20 protein-coding genes and 1 pseudogene are annotated in these 19607 nt (G+C 42.9%); 17 read left to right on the top strand and 4 right to left on the bottom strand.

Features of this window, described 5'->3' with window-relative positions:
* Window positions 1-75 precede the first annotated feature (75 nt).
* Window positions 76-735: a class A sortase gene (locus tag LJF29_RS17035; protein ID WP_229149802.1), complete on the top strand. Its 660-nt coding sequence runs from the start codon at window positions 76-78 to the stop codon at window positions 733-735.
* Between the two features lie 81 nt (window positions 736-816).
* Here the strand turns inward: LJF29_RS17035 and blaOXA are convergent, their stop codons facing one another.
* Both blaOXA and LJF29_RS17025 read right to left on the bottom strand, forming a co-directional pair.
* Window positions 817-1620, bottom strand: coding sequence for a class D beta-lactamase (gene blaOXA / locus LJF29_RS17030; RefSeq protein ID WP_229149800.1), 804 nt, complete (start codon window positions 1618-1620; stop codon window positions 817-819).
* Between the two features lie 53 nt (window positions 1621-1673).
* Window positions 1674-2084, bottom strand: a complete 411-nt coding sequence (locus LJF29_RS17025) for a YwpF-like family protein (protein ID WP_010332168.1) — start codon at window positions 2082-2084, stop codon at window positions 1674-1676.
* Between the two features lie 173 nt (window positions 2085-2257).
* Here LJF29_RS17025 and LJF29_RS17020 point away from each other — a divergent pair, with 173 nt between their 5' ends.
* The 4 genes from LJF29_RS17020 (at window position 2258) to LJF29_RS17005 (ending at window position 4926) form a co-directional block, all read left to right on the top strand.
* Window positions 2258-2641, top strand: coding sequence for a hypothetical protein (locus LJF29_RS17020; RefSeq protein WP_229149799.1), 384 nt, complete (start codon window positions 2258-2260; stop codon window positions 2639-2641).
* A gap of 77 nt (window positions 2642-2718) precedes the next feature.
* Complete coding sequence (gene ssbB, locus LJF29_RS17015; protein WP_010332166.1) at window positions 2719-3060, top strand: single-stranded DNA-binding protein SsbB; 342 nt, start codon at window positions 2719-2721, stop codon at window positions 3058-3060.
* Window positions 3061-3286: 226 nt separating this feature from the next.
* Window positions 3287-4063: a DeoR/GlpR family DNA-binding transcription regulator gene (locus tag LJF29_RS17010; RefSeq protein WP_168748938.1), complete on the top strand. Its 777-nt coding sequence runs from the start codon at window positions 3287-3289 to the stop codon at window positions 4061-4063.
* 5 nt (window positions 4064-4068) lie between these two features.
* Window positions 4069-4926: a Cof-type HAD-IIB family hydrolase gene (locus tag LJF29_RS17005; protein WP_229149797.1), complete on the top strand. Its 858-nt coding sequence runs from the start codon at window positions 4069-4071 to the stop codon at window positions 4924-4926.
* Window positions 4927-5048: 122 nt separating this feature from the next.
* Here LJF29_RS17005 and LJF29_RS17000 read toward each other — a convergent pair whose 3' ends face one another.
* Complete coding sequence (locus tag LJF29_RS17000) at window positions 5049-7823, bottom strand: DEAD/DEAH box helicase (RefSeq protein WP_229149795.1); 2775 nt, start codon at window positions 7821-7823, stop codon at window positions 5049-5051.
* Window positions 7810-9420: an SWIM zinc finger family protein gene (locus tag LJF29_RS16995; RefSeq protein WP_229149794.1), complete on the bottom strand. Its 1611-nt coding sequence runs from the start codon at window positions 9418-9420 to the stop codon at window positions 7810-7812. The genes LJF29_RS17000 and LJF29_RS16995 overlap by 14 nt, the downstream gene beginning before the upstream one ends.
* 203 nt (window positions 9421-9623) lie before the next feature.
* On the opposite strand from LJF29_RS16995, the gene LJF29_RS16990 reads away from it, so the two are divergent.
* The 12 genes and pseudogenes from LJF29_RS16990 to LJF29_RS16935 all read left to right on the top strand — a co-directional run bounded on the left by LJF29_RS16990 (window position 9624) and on the right by LJF29_RS16935 (window position 19316).
* The gene (locus LJF29_RS16990; RefSeq protein WP_010332161.1) at window positions 9624-9767 is read left to right on the top strand and encodes a hypothetical protein; all 144 of its coding nucleotides are present in this window, start codon (window positions 9624-9626) and stop codon (window positions 9765-9767) included.
* 221 nt (window positions 9768-9988) lie between these two features.
* Window positions 9989-10735 carry a YveK family protein gene (locus LJF29_RS16985; protein ID WP_010332160.1) on the top strand — a complete coding sequence of 249 codons (747 nt, stop codon included), beginning with the start codon at window positions 9989-9991 and terminating at the stop codon, window positions 10733-10735.
* Complete coding sequence (locus LJF29_RS16980) at window positions 10725-11438, top strand: CpsD/CapB family tyrosine-protein kinase (protein WP_229149792.1); 714 nt, start codon at window positions 10725-10727, stop codon at window positions 11436-11438. The genes LJF29_RS16985 and LJF29_RS16980 overlap by 11 nt, the downstream gene beginning before the upstream one ends.
* A 52-nt stretch (window positions 11439-11490) precedes the next feature.
* Window positions 11491-12255 (top strand): tyrosine-protein phosphatase, encoded by a 765-nt coding sequence (locus LJF29_RS16975; RefSeq protein WP_229149790.1) that lies wholly within the window; start codon window positions 11491-11493, stop codon window positions 12253-12255.
* A 182-nt stretch (window positions 12256-12437) separates the two neighbouring features.
* Window positions 12438-13760, top strand: coding sequence for a UDP-glucose dehydrogenase family protein (locus LJF29_RS16970; RefSeq protein ID WP_229149789.1), 1323 nt, complete (start codon window positions 12438-12440; stop codon window positions 13758-13760).
* 129 nt (window positions 13761-13889) lie between these two features.
* Window positions 13890-14051 (top strand): annotated as a pseudogene (locus LJF29_RS16965) (DUF1963 domain-containing protein); the annotation flags it as partial.
* A gap of 586 nt (window positions 14052-14637) precedes the next feature.
* Window positions 14638-15060, top strand: coding sequence for a YwqH-like family protein (locus tag LJF29_RS16960; protein WP_010332155.1), 423 nt, complete (start codon window positions 14638-14640; stop codon window positions 15058-15060).
* A 9-nt stretch (window positions 15061-15069) separates the two neighbouring features.
* On the top strand, window positions 15070-15330 hold the full coding sequence (locus LJF29_RS16955) for a YwqI/YxiC family protein (RefSeq protein WP_010332154.1): 261 nt from the start codon (window positions 15070-15072) through the stop codon (window positions 15328-15330).
* An 18-nt stretch (window positions 15331-15348) separates the two neighbouring features.
* Window positions 15349-17250, top strand: a complete 1902-nt coding sequence (locus tag LJF29_RS16950; protein WP_229149788.1) for a T7SS effector LXG polymorphic toxin — start codon at window positions 15349-15351, stop codon at window positions 17248-17250.
* 4 nt (window positions 17251-17254) lie between these two features.
* Window positions 17255-17806: an SUKH-4 family immunity protein gene (locus LJF29_RS16945; RefSeq protein WP_229149787.1), complete on the top strand. Its 552-nt coding sequence runs from the start codon at window positions 17255-17257 to the stop codon at window positions 17804-17806.
* Window positions 17807-18081: 275 nt separating this feature from the next.
* The gene (locus LJF29_RS16940; protein WP_229149786.1) at window positions 18082-18735 is read left to right on the top strand and encodes a hypothetical protein; all 654 of its coding nucleotides are present in this window, start codon (window positions 18082-18084) and stop codon (window positions 18733-18735) included.
* 116 nt (window positions 18736-18851) lie between these two features.
* Window positions 18852-19316: a hypothetical protein gene (locus tag LJF29_RS16935; protein WP_010332149.1), complete on the top strand. Its 465-nt coding sequence runs from the start codon at window positions 18852-18854 to the stop codon at window positions 19314-19316.
* The last annotated feature ends 291 nt before the right edge of the window (window positions 19317-19607 follow it).

Below are 19607 nucleotides of genomic sequence, written 5' to 3'. Positions count from 1 at the left end.
TTGAAGATTTGATCAGGTGCTTTTTTAAAACAGATCATACCCCATAGCATGACGCAAAAGAAAGGGATGTACAGTATGTATAAAAAGATAATCATAGCGGTGTTTATTCTTTCCGGCCTGCTGCTTATCTTTTCTCCTTTCATAAAAGGAAGTCTCATCGCCTACCTTAGCAAAAACCAGTATGAGTCGGAATTGACTGTGAAGCAGCTGCAAGAAAATAATGAAAAAGAAGCAGAATTTGATTTCAATTCCATTCAGCCGCCCACGATAAAGGAAGCTATAAATGCGGGCTTCGATCGGGAACCGAAGGCCATAATCGGCCGGATCACCATTGAAAGTGTGGATCTGGAGCTCCCCATATTAAAAGGAACCACCAATGAAAACCTGCTGATCGGAGCGGCTACAATGCGCCCGGATCAGAAAATGGGCGAGGGAAACTATCCATTGGCAGGCCATCACCTGAAGCGGAAGAGCCTTTTATTCGGACCTCTGGCTAACATAAAAAAAGGCGCCAAAATTGTCATTACAGATTTCAAAAACGATTATATGTACTCTGTGACATCAATAAAAAATATTTCTGAAATAGATGCAGATGTGATTCAGGATACAAAAGAAAAGGAAATCACATTAATCACATGCGACAAAGCTGTGGAAACCGAAGGACGTCTCGCAGTGAAAGGGAAATTGATTGAGATTGTCGGTCATACAAATGACAGATCGAGTAGCGGAATGTGAGAATGTGTGTAGACCATTTATTTTTCATTTGATTATAGGAGAATGAAAAAGCCTGCCTTGTGATAAAAGGCAGGCTTTATTCTAATACAGAATATATTTGTTTAATATGTCCATTGTCATGCTTTTCGCTTCTGTGCCGGTACCATCAATGTTCGTCACGAAACTATACACTCCGTTTTCAGTTTTGACAAAGCCTGCATACCAGCCGATGCCTGAACCTGAACCGGTTTTTCCATAAAGGGTATAATGATCTTCATCCTTCTGAATCATCATCCGCTTCACCGTTTTCATTACGCTTTTATCAAATGGCAGTTTTTCTTTGTATAAGGCTTCCATAAAGTCAGTCTGTTCCAGAGGAGAAATCTTAAGCGTGCTGCTTAGCCAAAATTGGTCAATGCCTCCGCTGATATCTTGATTGCCATAAGCTATTTTATCAATCAATTCCTTCATTCGATCTTCTCCGATGTCTCGTGCCATCGCTTGATAATACCAAACAACAGAGTATCTCATGGCAGATCCGAGCGTGTGATCCTGATTCCAGATATCGAGCTCACGTTTCACACCGTCCCAGTATTTGATGTCATATTCATCTTTAACGGCGCCTGTTTGTAATCCAATGAGCGCGTTTGGGACTTTAAAAGTGGATTGCGGCGCAAATCTTTGTTTCGCGCGTTGATTGTCATAGATGAATGTTTTTTCGTTTTTTAGATCACGTAAAATAAAAGTTCCGTCGTGATCAGTGAAGAATTCATCGACATTCATCTTCCTTAGATTGGGCCTCTTCTCGGCAGCATCAGCTTCTCTAGGTGTTTGCAAACTCGATGTTAGAAGGACAGCCGCGCCGATAAGTGATAATAAAACCGTTTGAATTTTACGCTTACTCATACCTATCACCTCAGCACATGTAAAATAAGAGAGGGGATGATTTCCACTCTCTTTTATATTTTCTGTTTAAACGCCTCGATCAGCTTCGCTCCTGTATACCCCTCTTTCACAAGAGATTCCAAAATGGTTTCAGTGCCTTGCTGTTTTCTTGTCACCATTTGTCCGTAAATTAAAACCGAAATGCTTTCTTCCAGTTCAGCAATGTTCTTTACTGCTGCAGTCAGCTGGGCGGGGCGGTTGCTTTTTTTCGTAATCGTCACAAATACTTTGACCTCAGCTTGCTTTTTTTGAAGCTGGTCAAAAAAAGACATGTGCTCCTTCGGAACAAGCGCTTCAATCAGCCAGTGATTTTCGCCGTCTTCTTTATTGATAATCAGTCCGTCAATAAGGGGAAACTGTTCAATTGATTTTTCTTCCTTGTCCACTCGTTCCACGTTCAGATCAACCAGTTTAAAGGTTTTCATTTTATCTCACCCCATTTACTTACAAAGAATTCTTAAAATGAATTATAACACATATTCATTTTTCCGTGAAAACGCTGTAATGCTGGGGGCAATTTATTTTGTTCGGTACAACATTTAATAATTTCTATTTTTTCATTATACTGTAACTGACTATGGATTACGGAGAGGTGTGTATGAATCGATTTCATTTAAAGGAAATTTATATTGACGGCACTCGGGCGGATCAGCCTTTGGTTCCAACGAGCGAAGTTTATATGTTAAGCCGTAAAGATATTTTTGAGGTTCATCTCTATAGGAAAGAGAGGATGATTTTTTTATACGAAACTTATGATGGGATGGAACAGTACAAAATCCAGCTGTCGCTGCCGGAAAAGAAGCTCAGCTTTCAGTGGTTTGCATGGGACGGCTCTTCTTATGTCTGTATGAATACGCAGCATTGGCTGACATCTAAATTGTTTTTCCGGTTTTTAAAAAATACATATTTCTTTAGAGGAAAAAAACAAAAGCTGTTTTTATCTGAGGGAAAAATGAAAACGAAAGATAAAAACAGAGGCTGAAATTCAATTTTAGGCGTTTTTCTTTTCTCGATGCATCGTCTACAATACGTGTAACCGCAAGGAGAGGAGGAATCGCAATGTTCAATCAGGTCATGCTTGTCGGACGGTTAACAAAAGACCCTGAGCTTCGATACACTTCCGCAGGCGCGGCAGTCACACACATTACGATCGCGGTTAACCGCAGCTTCAAAAATGCTTCGGGGGATATTGAAGCGGATTACGTCAATTGCACGCTTTGGAGAAAAACGGCCGAAAACACGGCGTTATATTGCCAAAAAGGTTCTCTCGTCGGCCTAAGCGGAAGGATTCAGACAAGGAGCTATGAAAATGCGGAAGGTGTCAAAGTGTATGTAACTGAAGTGATGGCTGACACTGTTCGTTTTATGGATCCTAAACCTCGGGAAAAAGCTGCCGATTGACATACCCCCGCTCCTCCCGCTTTATATTCCATTCACGATTACTTATCTTCGCATCACCCCCTCTGAATTGACCAGTCGACCAGACTGGTTTTTTCTTTCTGTTTACTCTAGGAAAAATTGGTTCTTACGATGCATTTTTACTTAATTTCACTTAAAAATATTGATTGTTAATATGTAAAAACTTATAATTACTTAAAGATAACGACATATAAAAAGGAATGAGGGCGTGTACCAAGAAGAAAGATTAGTAGCGATTGTGGATTATCTAAAAGAGCATAACCGCATTACAACGGAGCAGATCTGTACGCTCCTTCAGGTGTCCAGAGATACAGCAAGGCGGGATCTTGTGAAGCTGGAGGAACAGAATGCCATTATCCGCACAAGAGGCGGCGCCATTCTGCCGTCTGTGCATCAGAAAATCCAAGGGTATTCCGGCCGGCTGAAAACAGTGTCCGAGGAAAAAAATAAGATTGGCAAACTCGCAGCATCGCTGATCCAAAATGGCGACCGGGTTATTTTAGATGCGTCTACAACCGTTCAGGCGTGCGCTAAACACTTAAATGCAGATGACTGCACGGTTATCACCAACTCCATTAATCTAGCGGAAGTGCTCTCAGACAAAGGTGGTATTGAGATCTATCTTCTCGGGGGCAAGCTTGAAAAGGAGCACCGTTTTTTGTACGGCGCCTCTGTGATTGAAAAGCTTTCAAGCTATCACGTCGATAAAGCGCTGATCGGTGTTGTCGGCATTTCTGAACACGGCATTACGATTGCACATGAAGAAGATGGCCTGGTGAAGCGAAAAATGATTCAGCAGGCGAAGCAGGTGATCGCCCTTGCGGATTATTCAAAGCTGGGAAGCACCGGTTTTTATCAGTACGCTGAGCTGAGTGAAATTGATCTCTTAATCACAGACCGGCTGCCTGATCAGGCGTTTTGCGACTTGCTTGATCTTAATGGCGTCGAACTTCTCGTGACAGAGCAAGATGAAAGAAAGGGCTGATCAACGTGAAATTGATTGCGATTGACTTAGACGGAACCTTGCTGAACAGCAAACATCAAGTAAGCTCAGAAAATGAAAATGCTCTGCGGCAGGCACAGCAGGACGGGATAGAGGTTGTTGTATCAACGGGACGCGCTTATTTTGATGTCGTGTCCATTTTTCAACCGCTCGGGATCAAAACGTGGGTCATCAGTGCGAACGGCGCCGTCATTCACGACCCTGACGGCAGGCTTTTTCATTCGGAAACAATCGATAAAAAACGGGCGTATGACATTCTCTCATGGCTCGAGTCAGAAAACTATTATTACGAGGTTTTTACAGACTCTGCCATTTACACGCAGCAAAACGGCAGGCAGCTCCTTGATGTTGAGCTTGACCGGGTCAAAAGTGCGAATCCAGAGGCTGATCTTTCTGTTCTGATGCAGGCAGCCGAGGTGCAATACAGTCAATCGGGCTTCGCTTATATCGACACGTTTCAAGAGCTCTTTGAGGAGGATAAACAGATTGATTTTTACAACATTCTTGGTTTTTCTTTCTTCAAGAAAAAGCTGAAGGCCGGCTGGCAGAGATACCAGCATGATAAAGATCTGACACTTGTCAGCTCTGCTGATCATAACTTTGAGTTATCCTCCAAAAAGGCATCCAAGGGGCAGGCGCTGGAAAGACTGGCAAAGCGGCTTAACATCCCAATGAATGAAACAGCAGCCGTGGGCGACAGCTTAAATGACAAATCCATGCTGGAAGCTGCCGGAAAAGGTGTAGCGATGGGCAATGCGCGTGAGGACATCAAAGCGATAGCCGGCGCTGTAACCCTGACCAATGATGAACACGGCGTTGCCCATATGATTCGGCATTTGCTGTAAGGTTTATTTTTCGAAAAAAAGTGCATCCTGAACATAACCGGCGTAACGGATTCTGTGAAATTCGGCGTGACGGCTATGAACGGAAAAAAGCTGGCTCTTTTTAGGAGCCAGCTTTTTTGTGGTTATTGTGCCTGCGCTGAGGCGCTTAATGTGAATAATTCTTCGAGCTCATCTGTGGACAGCTCGGTAATCCAGTTTTCGCTTTGGATAATTTGGTCATTCAGTGTTTGCTTTGTTTCAAGCATCATATCAATTTTTTCTTCAATTGTTCCTGTTGTAATCATTTTATGAACATGGACAAATCGCTCCTGCCCGATGCGGTATGCCCGGTCAGTGGCTTGGTTTTCAACAGCCGGATTCCACCATCTGTCATAATGAATGACGTGATTGGCGGCTGTCAGATTGAGTCCGGTTCCGCCCGCTTTCAGCGATAGAATCAGTGTCGGGTATTCTTTCTTTTGAAATTTCTCAACGAGTGTATCGCGGTCTTGCTTAGAAAGACTCCCGTTCAAAAACTGTACAGGTTCGCCGAAGGTTTTTTCAAGCAATCGCTTCATCATGTTCCCCATTTGAATATATTGCGTAAAAATGAGACAGCTTTCGTTTTGGGCGCGGATCGCAGTCATCAGCTCAAGCAATTTTTCAAGCTTGACTGATCTTCCGGCCAGCAGCTCGGTTTGGTCTTCCTTCAAATAAAGCGCGGGATGATCGCATATTTGTTTAAGCCGTCCGAGCATGCTGAGGATCAGTGCTTTTCGCTGCATGCCTGTCAGTGACGTCATATGTTCAAAAGTGTCTTTCACCAGCTGCTCATAGAGAGACGCCTGTTCGGCTGACAGCGGAATAAACTCTTTTTGCTCCAGCTTGTCGGGAAGGTTTAATGCGACGTCCTCATCCCGTTTTGTCCGCCGCAGCAAAAACGGCCGGATTAATTGCTGAAGCTGTCCGATTCTCTTTTCGTCCCGGTCCTTTTCGATCGGCAATACATAGCGTTTATGGAAACCAGTCAGACTGCCGAGATAGCCTTTATTCATGAAGTCGAAAATCGACCATAGCTCAGTCAAACGGTTTTCCATCGGTGTTCCGCTCAGCGCAATATGGTGAATGCCCTTCAGCTTTCTGATTGCGCGTGATTGCTTCGTGTGCGCGTTTTTAATATTTTGTGCTTCGTCAAGGCAAATTGTGCTCCATGTCACGGTAGAAAGCTCTTCAGAATCGGCATGCGACAGTCCGTAGGAGGTTAATACAACATCCGCGTTATCATAATAGCCGGTGAAGTCTTCTCCCTTCGGACGGCGAGGGCCGTAATGGAGAGCGACCGACAGATTGGGCGCAAAGGTTTGAAGCTCCCGCTGCCAGTTGCCGAGGACGGATGTCGGCGCGATGATCAGATTCGGCGTGTTTTGCCGTCCGCTTTCCTTCACATGAAGAAAATACGCGATCATCTGAATGGTTTTCCCAAGTCCCATGTCATCGGCCAGACAGGCGCCAAAACCGCTTTGCCGCAGAAACAGCAGCCAATTCATACCGTATTTCTGATACGGACGGAGCGTGCCTTGAAAGGAGGGGCTGACTTCATGCTCCGGCAAATTTTCCGCAGTTGTCAGCTTTCGAATCAGTGATCTGAGCTGTTTTGACAGGTCGAATTGAATACCGGCAAAAGCGGATGTATCCATGAGGTCTGAATCCTCAAGCCCGCTTTCCCGCTGATCCATCAGCTCGCGTGCCAGAATATCAGACATATGGAGCCCTTCAGATTCCGCTTTCTCCATCAGCCGTTTCATCTGTTTGATAAACTGAGGATCTATTTTCACCCATTGCCCGCGAATATTGACAAGGCGCCTGTTGCTCGCGACAAGCTCGTTAAATTCATCCTCTGTCAGCTCAATGCCGTTTGTCGCAAACCGCCAGTTAAAATCAAGCAGCGCATTCATGCCGACAAATGACTCGCCGCGCGGGGCGGAAGACACCTTTGCTTTAAGCATCATGCTGCTGTCTCTGACAATCTGCCACCAGGATGGCAGAAGAATTTCAACGCCCATATCAACAAGCGTCTCACTTGCCTCAGACAGGAAAATCCAGGCTTCTTCCTCTGAAATCAGCGTGGTGCCGGAATCAAATGACAGCCACGGAACCGTTCGATGAAAGCGGTCCTGCTCACGTGCGATTTTATCGCTGTAGGCCTGCCACGATTTTTTGAGGCTCTTCAGCCCATCAAAAAATACAACCGCGCCGCTCTTTTTATCGCGTAAAAACATTTCGATTTTCCAATCATCGCCATCAAAGTCTGGTTCGTTCAAGCGGAGGCCGACCGTAAACGGGGTTTGATCGTCAACCCAGCCGATGCCTTCGAGAAAATCCTCTTCATCCAGAAAATGTCCGCGAAATGTTGTGACCGCAGGTGATTTCTCTTTGATATTTTCCCATTTCTCACGCAGTTCGTCGTCATATTGAATATAATCCTGCACCGCGGCTGAAAACCATTCCGCAGTAAAGCCATCCAGTATGCTGTCCCGATCCTTCCAGCGGAAAACACCGTTTGTCCATGCTTCGTAGTCAGGCAGGAAATCGCCGTCCGCGATAAATTCGTAAATGGTGGACGCTGCCTCAATCAGCGGTTCCGTTTCTTCTGTGAGCTGCACGGAGCTGAATGAGTTGAACGAGTTCTTGCCGAGAAGCTCTACAGTCATCCATGGAGAAAGCAAAACCGCGGTTGTCCCGATGAAGCTGACATCCTCAAGGAATGTTCCGTAAAATGAGGATTCGTGCCATTGAAACAAATGCTTTTTCATGTGGCTGTAGGGAAGGGGCTGCTCATTCTCATCAAAGGCTGAGAGCGTGAATGACCCGTCTTCCATTTGTTCGACGTGAATAAGTATTTCTTTAAGACTCGCCATCAATCAACTTTCCTTTCTGCAGTTCTTCTTGAAGGGCGCGCAGGCGCTTGTAATGTGAGCTCAGCTGCTGAATATAGCGTTCCCATACCTTCAGTTTTTTCGCTTTTTTGTAGAGCGTCCGCAGTTTTTTCAAATACCGGGCCGCTTCCTTGTAAGAGCTGCGGTTTTTCTGGTCGATGAAAAAGGCCACTTCTCTGTGGTAAGCGGGTATAAGGGCCTCGGGATCGCTCGCCGCAATTTCTTTGAGCATCGTTTTATCTATTTCATAGATGGAAAAGCCAACAAGACTGTGGATTTCGATCCACTCGGCATAACGCTTTTTCTCATACAAATGATGGCTGTATTCTGTGAAAGTATACGGCAGACAGCCTGCTGCATAGCGTTCAAACAGTGCTTGGTCATTGGTTTGCTTCACATACGCGTTCAGCAGAAGGAAGAGCTCGCCAATTACGTCGCGAATTTCTTTGAACGGCTTATCCAGCTTCGTATAACCAATCGCAATCAATTCAATACGGAGGTACCATGCCTTGAGCCGTTTCCAATCCTTTTTCGCGGTGATTTCACTCAGCCATTGGAACGTATACGGCAGCGCTTCCGGAGGGAATTGGTCGGTTTCTGCAAAAATCGCATCATCATGTTTCTGCAAAAATTCCATATGCAGACGCCCGAATTGCAACTCAGGAGAAAACCGCCGCCCGGCTTCTTTTTGCAGGATCTCTTGCTCACGCGCCACCCATTTCGGCCGCGGCAACAGCGCGCTCCAAATTTCACCGAAAATGCGGATGCGTTCATATTGAAAAATATCCTCCTTCAATAAGAGATTCCGAATGACATCCGGCGTTTTCTCCAGAAAAGGATCGAGTGCAAACGACAGTGCGTACGTCTTTAATTTATCAATTGAGCTGTAGATCGTATCCATCAGCTGTTCAACATAAGGATTGAGGGAATAAAAATCGCGCTCGGGGTCCAGTTTTCCTTCTTCAATCAATGTAAACATGCGAAGCCACACCGCGATCGCTGAATGAATCTGATATAGACTTTTCAGCTCCGGCTTGATCGGGGCATGCTTTTTCAGAGCAGACAGATAGCCGTAATAGAGGCCCTGCATATTTTGGCTGCCTTCAGGCGTGCGAGCCTGCCAAAGAGAAAACTCTGAATCGAAAAAAGCAAGCCAGCTTGAAAGCGACTCTTCATTAGGCAGCACCTTCTCTTGGAATTGTCGCCGGACGAGCTCTTTGCTTTCTTCAAGCTTTTCCCTCTCCAGCCAGTGCTCTGTAAAAGTTCCCACTCGTTCAAACATTGCATATACATATAAAAAAACAGCCAGCTTATGGCGGCAGATTCTCCCAGACGGACATGAACAGCCGCTTTTGGCTATGACAAATAAGTTCAATGTGACCCGCACAGGCACAACATCCTGCACGTAAGCCGTAACTTCCGTCGGACTCACTGCTTGTAAACGATAGACTGAATCCTGCCGATATAAAATAAGGGCTTTTTTGATCAGCTGAACATTTTCCTCGCTGTAAGGAAGAAGCTCTTTTAATTGTTCAGCCGATGCCAGCACATCGTCTTTAGAAATCATATTCTGAAGCATGATTATCGCTCCTAACCGAGTCACGTAATAAAAAGATCCAATTTCTCTATTATATCGCAACACAACGGCATGAAAAAGTTTTTCCTAAAATAGGACATAAAAAATGGGATGTGTCGAATGATGTATTAGAGATTGCAAAACGAGAGCCGGCATCATATAATAATCGTGTTTTCAACTTAATGGAAGCTGAAAGGAATAAAATGATGAGTGAAAAGAAATTGAATCAAGAAGAATTTCTGAAAATTTTGATGCATGCACATGATATTGGTGAGCAGTCATCCGAGATGACCACTAAGGAAATGCTTGAAAATTTGATTTCTCATATTAAAAATGGATATGCAACATAAAAATCCCGCTGGTTTTTGGCGGGGTTTTTTTCTGATTTATGACCGGAAGGAGAAAAAGATTCAGCTCTGGCAAGACAATAAATAGAACGCTTACATAATAGAGGCTGAAAACTGATTTTGTAAATTTTTGTCGAATATTGTCACGTGAAAAGATGGAGAAATGCTGTTTTAACGTTGTATAATCGTATGGAAAAGGATGTTTAAGCTGATTTGGAGGTATCATGGGAGAATCTATTAGTTTAAAAGACATATTATCAACGTTAAGAAAACGCATACTTTTGATTATGATTGTAACCGCAGCTGCGACTGCTGCCGGCGGATTCATCAGTTTCTTCGCACTTACACCCATCTATGAAAAGTCAACTCAGATCTTGGTCAATCAATCGAAAAACGACCAAAAAGAAGTCCAATTTAACGATGTCCAAACCAATCTTCAATTAATCAATACGTATAACGTCATCATTAAGAGCCCTGCTATTTTAGACGAAGTGATTAAAGAGATGGGCTTGTCGATGACTTCACAAGAACTGAATGAAAAAATTACTGTTTCCAGTGAGCAGGATTCCCAAGTGGTCAATATTTCTGTCAGAGACGGGAGCGCGGAAACGGCGGCTCACATTGCCAACACTGTCGCATCTGTCTTTAAAGACAAAATCACTTCGATTATGAATGTTGACAACGTAAGCATTCTGTCAAAAGCTGAGGTTTCTGACCATCCGTCGCCTGTATCGCCAAAACCGCTGCTGAACATCGCCATCGCGTTTGCGGCAGGATTGGCAGGAAGCATCGGACTGGCCTTCCTGCTTGAGCATTTGGATAATACGATCAAATCGGAAGAGCAGCTCGAAACATTGCTGGACATACCGGTATTAGGAACGGTTTCCACCATTGCCAATGAACAGAAAACAGAAAAGAGCTTAAAAGGCATTCAATCTGATAAAGCGGGGAGTGGACATTTTGGCGCTTAGAAAAAGCAAGGGCTCATGGAGTCGCAAAAATGTCATTGCGCTGACAGAGCCGAAATCCTTGAATTCAGAACAATATCGAACGATTCGAACAAATATAGAATTTTCTTCAGTGGATCGCCAAATGAAATCAGTAATGATCACCTCGGCATGCCCTGGAGAAGGAAAGTCTACCACAGCTGCTAACCTTGCTGTCGTATTTGCACAGCAGGGAAAAAAGGTTTTGCTCATCGATGCAGATTTGCGAAAACCTACAGTACATACCACCTTTCAACTAGAAAATATGACAGGCTTAACATCCGTTTTACTGAAAAAATACTCACTGAAGCAGGCTGTGCAAACGTCTAAGGAACAAAATCTTGATGTGCTGACGAGTGGCCCGATCCCGCCGAATCCGGCCGAGCTGCTTTCCTCCAAGTGGATGGAAGAGCTTTCGGAGGAAGCGTGTGCGGCCTATGATATGGTGATTTTCGATACGCCGCCTATTCTCCCTGTAGCAGACGCGCAAATTTTAGGGAACGTTGCAGACGGTTCCGTTTTGGTTGTTTCAAGCGGGAAGACGGAAAAAGAAAAAGCCGCAAAAGCAAAAGAGGCGCTCGATTCGTGCAACAGCAAGCTCCTCGGAGCCATTATGAACGGCAAGAAGCGCTCGAAGCACTCTGATTACGGCTACTACGGAAGGGAAGACAATTTCATACAAAAATAAATAACGTGCATGCTGCCCGTTATTTATTTTTGCGAAAAAAGGAGGCTTAGAAATGATTGATATTCACTGCCACATCCTCCCGTCAATGGATGACGGGGCGAGGAGCCTGGCAGACAGCATCGAAATGGCCAGGGGGGCTGTTCGTGAAGGAATCAGAACCATCATTGCAACCCCGCATCATAAGAATGGTTCATATGAAAACGAGCAAACCGCTGTCAGAGAAGCGGCAGACCTGTTAAACAAACGTTTAATGAAAGAGGAGATCCCGCTCACCGTACTGCCGGGACAGGAAATCAGAATCTACGGGGACTTGAAACGGGAAGTGGCTGAGGGCCGGCTGCTGTCACTGAATGACACGAAATATATCTTGATTGAGTTTCCGTTTGATCATGTACCGCGATATGCCGAGCAGCTTTTTTATGATTTGCAGCTGAAAGGATACATTCCGGTTATCGCGCATCCCGAACGCAATAGCGAGATCCGCGAAAATCCGTCCTTGCTGTATCATCTTATAGAAAAAGGAGCGGCATCTCAGTTGACAACCGGAAGCCTCGCAGGAGTTTTCGGGAAACAGATGAAAGCATTTTCGCTGCGGCTGGCTGAAGCCAATCTGATACATTTCTTAGCTTCAGATGCACATAATCTGAAAACAAGAGATTTTCGCTATCAGGAGGCACTCCATGTTCTTGAGAAAGAATTTGGTACGGAATATTCTTATATGCTCACAGAGAACGCTGAGCTTCTTCTGCAAAATCAAGCGATTTACAGGCAGGCACCGCAGCCGGTCAAAAGAAAAAAACGATTCGGGCTCTTTTGATCTGCAATTCTCATTTCCCCACTTTCTTTGTGAGAACGATATAATAGTATATTGTATGATTGAATCATATTTCAGAAATCTGTACAGGTTGATTCCGGGAGATCATCCGCATTCATGTCAGGATGTTCTCATACGATAATACGGAAGCTGTAAAGCAGCAATTTAACTGTTGGAGGGAAACCATGAATATAACAGTCATCGGAACAGGCTATGTCGGTCTTGTGACAGGTGTTTCTCTTTCTGAGATTGGCCATCATGTAACTTGCATTGATATTAACGCTCAAAAGATTGAAGAAATGAGAAAAGGGATTTCCCCCATATTTGAACCGGGTCTTGAAGAGCTGATGAGAAAAAATATAGCTGATGGGCGGCTGAGCTTTGAAACGAGCTACGAGAAAGGCTTAGACCAGGCAGAGATTATTTTTATAGCGGTCGGCACACCGCAAAAGAACGACGGGCATGCGAACCTGGAGCATATTACAGATGTGGCCAAGCGTATTGCCCGGCACGTGACGCGAGATACGATCGTCGTAACAAAAAGCACAGTGCCTGTCGGAACAAATGATTGGATTTACGAGCTGATTACCAAACATCTTGCGGAGCCTGTCAGCATATCGATCGCATCCAATCCGGAATTCTTACGTGAAGGGTCAGCCATCCATGACACGTTTCATGGAGACAGAATTGTGATCGGAACAGCCGATCAGGACACCGCCAGAACGCTTGAAGAGCTCTTTCATCCGCTTGATATCCCGATTTACCAAACGGATATCAGAAGCGCCGAGATGATCAAATATGCCTCAAATGCCTTTCTGGCTACTAAAATCAGTTTTATAAATGAAATTTCGAATATATGTGAAAAGGTCGGCGCTGATATTGAATCTGTCGCATACGGCATGGGACAGGATAAGCGGATCGGGAGCCAGTTTTTAAAAGCGGGCATTGGCTACGGCGGTTCTTGTTTCCCAAAGGACACAAACGCCCTTGTGCAAATTGCGGGCAATGTCGAGCATGATTTTGAGCTGCTGAAATCGGTCATCAAGGTCAACAACAATCAGCAGGCGATGCTGGTTGATAAAGCGCTGAACAGGCTTGGCGGAGTGACGGGAAAAACGATCACCCTTTTAGGGCTGTCATTTAAACCGAACACGGACGATATGAGAGACGCGCCGTCGATTGTCATTGCTAACCGCCTCGCCGCACTAGACGCCCATATCAAAGCCTTCGATCCCATTGCCGTCAGCCATGCGAAGCATATATTGCCGCAGGCTGTTGAATACAAAAAAACGATGGCGGAAGCCGTTAAGGGATCAGATGCCGTCATGATTTTAACGGACTGGGATGAGATTAAACAATTTCCATTAGCAGATTATCAACATTTGATGGAGCAGCCGCTGATTTTCGACGGCCGAAATTGCTATTCATTAGAAGAGGCTGCTGCTGCTGGAGTGGAATACTACTCTGTAGGCCGGAAAGCGGTTGTTCCGGCAGGTGTAATGTCATAGATGTAAAGGAAAGACTGGCGGGATGCCGGTCTTTTTTTGTATCCATCTTCTGTATACGATGGATATATTCGCTAAGGTTTACCTATTGTGAAACTAGAGGGTGCCGCCTACAGATTTTTCATTCGGTTGGAATACGCGTATAAAGAACATCCCATCATGCTTTTACAAACTGATTCAGACGATGATATTGATTTGTTGTAGGGAGACGTCGGCATCGCAAATTTTTTCATCACACCTGATGATTTAAGGGGAAAAGACTTTTCAAACGTTCTGTACAATTGGGACTGCAGCTCATACAAGCTTTTGATCCAAAGGGTCACCCCTGCCGCCAATAGGGTCAGAAGCGGAAATGAAATAAGCCAAACAATAAAATCAGGCGCGGCTGAGTCAATGCAGAACATAAATATGACCAATAAGCAGAGCACTGTAAGAGGCATTGACCAAAGGCCGTGTTTTCTAAACAATAAAGTGCCTGCCATTCCAAATACAAAGAAGGACAGAAAAGGAAAAACCACGAAAAATAACATCATCGGACTGAAAAAACTCATTGTCATCCCTCCGTTTCACCTCTTAATCTTTACAAGATTTTACCATATAAGAAAATGAGCAGATCATCAAATCTGCCTCTTTCAAGTGTCTTTTTGACTAAGACTTTAGAATTTCTAACCATATAAAACGCTCGCATTGACCTTATAACGAACAAAAAAGAGACTTTAGACCTCCTTATTCAGAGCATTATAAGCCTAAATTAAGCCGTTTACCCTATTTAAGCCGCCTTCCGGCTATTTTAAAATATAATATATGGAAATAAAGTATGGAAAAGTCTATCTTCATCAGCCCCTCCATACGACTTTTTGAGTATTAAGAGGTGATTCAGATGGGTTATGAAAGTATGCTAGCGGATATCAAAAGTTCGCTCAACGGAAAAATTTCCGACGTGGAAGACAAGATCGAAAAGCTGAAAAAAGCAAAAAAGGACATAGACACACTGCAAGAAGAGGCAATCACTGAAATCAAAGAAATTGTGAAACCGGAATTAGGCAAGCATTGGACGGGAACAAAAGCTGATGATTTCGACAAGGGAAGAGAAGAGGCGAAATCGGAAGCTTCTAAGATTGTGAATGATAAATATAACGAGTATATGGCTTCGATTCAAAGCAAAATATTCTGGCTTGAGACAGAGAAATTTGAGCTGAATTTGACAAAAAGTGCAGCGAATGCCGCAGGCGACCTTCTTGCTAAAGGAGAAGATTTCGTAGAAGAAGCAGGAAGACAAATTAGTAAACTAAAATGGTGGTGATCTTTTTTTATGTCAGAAATTAAGCTGAAGTACGACACAGTCATCAAAACATTAGAGTCTGTCAAAGATGCGCTTGCTGACGTATCAATCGGCGCCGCAGGATCCAACGGAAAAAACAGCCTCGATTATACGAAGAAATATCATGAGCGTGAGGAGAACATCAAAACCATGCTCGGAGATTATAAAAAAGCGGTACAGAAAAATATCGAGGATACGAAGGATAATGTTGATTCACTGAAAGAGCAGGATGAGGCGATCGCAGTAAAATAGAAGAGAAAGGGCAGTGCGATGAGTAAAGTATTTGAATCACATTCTTTAATCGATGAAGCGAAAAATAGAAAAAAGCAATATGAGACGCTGGAAGAGCAGCTGAACACGCTAAAAAAGGCGTTTCAGGAAGTTGCTGATTTAGGTGACAGTTTTAAAGGAAAAGGCGCGGACAATATTAAGGACTTCTTTCAGGGACAGGCGGAAATCGTCGACAGCTGGCTGACGCTTGTCTCTGCTCAAATTGCGTTTTTGAACGGCATTTCAGGAGATATTAAAGATCAAGAACTGAATGATTCATATGTGGAAACTTCTTTTTTGGATCATGAGCTGCCCAACGGAGATTTAAAAGCCTCGGAAATTGTCTCCGCTCATAAAGCAGAAATCGATTCTATTTTGTCAGGCATCAGCGATGTTATTGATCTCGATATGTACTCGCTTGATAATTACGCGGATAAGATGGGCGATGCCCAAAAAATCAGGCGTGACACGATCACGGCAGTCGATAACCTTGATGAATCCCTGACCACTGAATATCAAAATTTAGAATCTCTGGACAACGCAGTGCTCAGCAAATATTCTGTTCTTATGCAGGCCACCAGCAACGGGAAAAGCGCATCCCCTATGTACTATGACAAAAAAGCCTTTCACAGCAATGATGTCTACAAAAGCGTGATTGAAGTAGAAAAGCAAGGAACAACCTATATTGACGCAAAAGCCCAGCAAGCCGAAGCAAGACGGCTTCAGGAAAAAGCGGAAGAAGAAGCGAACAAACCGTGGTACGAAAAAACATGGGACGGGATTTGCACCTTTACCGGTGAAGTCTCCGGCTATTATGATTATAAAAGAGCGACGGAAGGCGTTGACCCGGTTACCGGAGAAAAACTCTCTGCCGCAGAACGTGTGACAGCAGGAGCAATGGCTGCAGCCGGATTCATACCGGTCGTCGGCTGGGCAGGCCGCGCCTTCAAAGGCGGAAAAGCCATCTACAAAACCGGAAAAGCGGCTATCGCGGCTGAACACGCTTTGGATGCCTACAAAACCGGCAAATCCTTAGACATTCTCAAAATGTCAGAAATGGGCGCATACGGCCTTGTTGCGTCAAACGGATTCTCTGAAGCCGTGACAGGCAGAGATATGTTTGGAAACAAAGTGTCCGAGGAGAAGCGGAAGACGGGCGCGCTGGAAGCGGCATTGAGCTTGGTTGGAGCTGGTGCATTGGCGAAACATATAGACAAAGGCATACCGCTTGCAACCCATTCAAAAGTCCAAAAGGCAAACAAAACATTAGAAAAAGTAAAACAATTCAAAGTCCCGACAAACGTCCGTGTGTATGCAGAACGCCCAGTAACAACGAATGGCTTTACATTCGGATTCCCGACAGTCCGTGTCGATGTGGAAAAGACAGCTGTGAAGGATCTTGGGATTGTGAAGATGGCGAGTAAATGGAGTAATAATGGTGAATATGATCGGATTAGAGGATATAAAGGCAGAGATCTTTCAAAATACGATGATAAATATTTAGTTGATCCTAGGCTTGTTGTAGAGATGAATTTTAAGGGGAAAGGCAAATCTGGGACAAATGCAGCTGGCTGGGAAAGAAATGCGAAAAAATTCTTCAACACGTTACTTAAAAATAATCCTGAGTTTTGGAGTGCTGAAAATACTGCTAAGATTAAAAGAGGAAGAGTTCCAGTAGTTGATGAGCAATTTATAAAACATTTTCCACAGTATGCAGATTACTTAAAAGACCCTATGAGACATCATCATATTGGAGAAGGAGGTCAAGCAGTAGCTTTACCTAAAAGCTTGCACCCTGGATATGGCGGTATTCATAATATCGAAAAAGAATGGGGAATTACCGGGGTAGATGATCAAATTGCAAATAGGCTAGAAACTTTCAGAAAAGAATCAGGAAGGTGACAAGATGTTATTACCAGAAGAATTTAATAGAAACTGGGATGTTAATAAAAATGGTCCGTTATTAAAGTTTTCATATGATGATCTAATGGAGGTTCCTTTTTCAGAGGATTTTAAACAATTTTTATCTATAGGAGGCTTACCTGAAACACCTCCTCCTTATTTAGATTTTACTTCCTCTCAAGCATCATTTAAACCAATAACGAGTATTTTTGATATGTCTGAAGCATTTCGAAAATATTGGTTGTTGGGATCCACTGGTTCTGGAGATCCAGTATGTATCATTGAAAGTAACGAGAGAATTGTTTATTTAGATAATGGTAATGAATATAAGGAAGTATTTATTAACACTTCAATAAATCAATTTGCTGAATGTATATTACTTTTCTCAGAAATGATTGACAAGGCTATACAAATAAATGGTGAGGATGCCTTTATTGACAATGACATTCCAGAATATGTAATAGAGTGGTTGAAAGAAGAATTCAAAAGAGTAGACTCAAATTGTATAAAAGAAGGAAGCTTTTGGGATATTGAAATAGAAAATTTATATGAATAAGGAAGAGAATTATTACCTTTATAGGCTGATGCCTGTTAAAGGGCCGGGGTATTAAACATCCTGTAAGGAACTCAGCATAAACGATTATTTAGATTAAAGAAAAAGGTTTTATTGAGCTCAGTTATTTATATGATTACTATGATACAGTGTATGAGTGGAATGAATTCCCTAGTGTGCAACCTTTTCACAGTTTAAACTTGCCGTATTCGGCAAGTTTTTTTAGAATGATGAAGCTTACAGATAGATTAACAATGTGGAGTAAAAGGAGAAGCAGGATGGGCAGAGATCCAACTTTTCAATTACAGCCGTTAAAATTCTGTGATGGCTGGTCTGTGATACTGAACAATTTAAACTCAGAAAAAAGAACAGAAGAAGAGAATGAACTACTAATACTACAAAATGAAAACCGTAATGCTATTATTAAGGTAATATATGAAAATGATCAATACCAAATTAAAGTAGTTGGCTTAAAAATAGATAAGATTTATGAAGAAAAATCTTTTGTTGAAATGGAACAATTATTAGAAGAGCTAGAACGTCAAATCTGGAGTGTGGGAAGTGGGGGGTTAGAGGATTTGCAGCCACTAAGCCAACAGATTCCCAATTTCTTAAGACTTAGGATACCAGCTGGTTGGACAGTTGACTATATTACAATAAAAGATACTGACCCTAAAACATTAGAGGCAAGTGATGATGCTTGGTTATTTGACTTTAATCAAGATCTCCTGCAGATTTCTCATAAGACAAAAAACTTGTTGCTTGATGTAGGATGGTACCCAGATGGGGATCCAACCGGAAGTTATGGCATTGAACTTATAAAAAATGAAGATTGGGACAATCCACTAGAGGATGTAAGGTGCAGTAAAATCATTGAGTTAAGCTTCATTTTGGAATCTATTTTTGTTAAAGAAATTAACAACAAATATTAAAACAAAGTTGCTAGTATCGGAAAAAATGGTTGATATACAAACTGGTTCTTTTTATCCGACCAGATTAAAAAGTGATTCCCTGAAAACAGGATTATTAATGAAAAGGTGTTTAATTGATGAAAGTTTATTATTGTGATGAATGGTCGGACATCAAAAAACAGCCGTGGAATATTCTTGATGAACGTACCGCATATTTGCATCATCAAAATCATGAACCATATACTGCGGTGTTAATCGAAGATGAAAAACCTAAGTATATTGTAAATGTAACAAACGAATGGGTTTCGGTTGGTTTTTATGATGACCTGAATCGTAAGTATCTGAATTATGATTTTGAAGTTATAAGCCACGGTAAGATCTTCTTAAGAACAGCAATGTATTGGGAATATGATGATGCAACTGAGATTGAAATCAGCAGTTTGATTTTAGGCTTCCGTGAAGATGGTCATATAGTAATGGAGAAGACAGATTTTAAGACTGGTTCAGTCGAAGAACGTGATACTAGCGACAGTCTAGAGAATAACTGGGATGTGTTCCCTGAGTTTGGTGAATACATCCCCTTGTGCAGAAAGGAAAGATAATGTGGGATACGGGGCAACACATGTCCTCGTAATGGTGAAATCAGCTAACATTGAGAAAAAAGAAGAACATCATGTTATACATCTTTCCTATGCTCAAGATATATTTAGGAGTCATTTTCAAACAAGTCATTCAATGGTATGTGACTGATAAGGAACTATGATTTTTAGATACTGAAAAGTTGGAAAGAGCTTTTTTTATATTTCATCAGATACATAGATAATGAAAGAGCAGGCAGAAAAGGTTACAGGATGATTGAACAGAGAAGACTATTTTAGGAAGTAAAGAGAGGA

Origin of the sequence: Bacillus sp. LBG-1-113 (assembly GCF_020708615.1) — a bacterium.
GTDB lineage: Bacteria > Bacillota > Bacilli > Bacillales > Bacillaceae > Bacillus > Bacillus mojavensis.
Note: the sequence above shows the minus strand (reverse complement) of the source record. Positions and strands in the feature narration are given on the sequence as shown.

Bases quoted from the DNA above. Each gene is read 5' to 3' on its own strand.
- LJF29_RS16990 (WP_010332161.1), top strand. From the start codon at position 9,624: ATGAGTGAAAAGAAATTGAATCAAGAAGAATTTCTGAAAATTTTGATG.
- LJF29_RS16970 (WP_229149789.1), top strand. From the start codon at position 12,438: ATGAATATAACAGTCATCGGAACAGGCTATGTCGGTCTTGTGACAGGT.
- LJF29_RS16975 (WP_229149790.1), top strand. From the start codon at position 11,491: ATGATTGATATTCACTGCCACATCCTCCCGTCAATGGATGACGGGGCG.
- LJF29_RS17020 (WP_229149799.1), top strand. From the start codon at position 2,258: ATGAATCGATTTCATTTAAAGGAAATTTATATTGACGGCACTCGGGCG.
- LJF29_RS17000 (WP_229149795.1), bottom strand. From the start codon at position 7,823: ATGGCGAGTCTTAAAGAAATACTTATTCACGTCGAACAAATGGAAGAC.
- LJF29_RS16985 (WP_010332160.1), top strand. From the start codon at position 9,989: ATGGGAGAATCTATTAGTTTAAAAGACATATTATCAACGTTAAGAAAA.
- LJF29_RS16955 (WP_010332154.1), top strand. From the start codon at position 15,070: ATGTCAGAAATTAAGCTGAAGTACGACACAGTCATCAAAACATTAGAG.
- LJF29_RS16995 (WP_229149794.1), bottom strand. From the start codon at position 9,420: ATGCTTCAGAATATGATTTCTAAAGACGATGTGCTGGCATCGGCTGAA.
- ssbB (WP_010332166.1), top strand. From the start codon at position 2,719: ATGTTCAATCAGGTCATGCTTGTCGGACGGTTAACAAAAGACCCTGAG.
- LJF29_RS16960 (WP_010332155.1), top strand. From the start codon at position 14,638: ATGGGTTATGAAAGTATGCTAGCGGATATCAAAAGTTCGCTCAACGGA.
- LJF29_RS16935 (WP_010332149.1), top strand. From the start codon at position 18,852: ATGAAAGTTTATTATTGTGATGAATGGTCGGACATCAAAAAACAGCCG.
- LJF29_RS17035 (WP_229149802.1), top strand. From the start codon at position 76: ATGTATAAAAAGATAATCATAGCGGTGTTTATTCTTTCCGGCCTGCTG.
- blaOXA (WP_229149800.1), bottom strand. From the start codon at position 1,620: ATGAGTAAGCGTAAAATTCAAACGGTTTTATTATCACTTATCGGCGCG.
- LJF29_RS16940 (WP_229149786.1), top strand. From the start codon at position 18,082: ATGGGCAGAGATCCAACTTTTCAATTACAGCCGTTAAAATTCTGTGAT.
- LJF29_RS16945 (WP_229149787.1), top strand. From the start codon at position 17,255: ATGTTATTACCAGAAGAATTTAATAGAAACTGGGATGTTAATAAAAAT.
- LJF29_RS16950 (WP_229149788.1), top strand. From the start codon at position 15,349: ATGAGTAAAGTATTTGAATCACATTCTTTAATCGATGAAGCGAAAAAT.
- LJF29_RS17025 (WP_010332168.1), bottom strand. From the start codon at position 2,084: ATGAAAACCTTTAAACTGGTTGATCTGAACGTGGAACGAGTGGACAAG.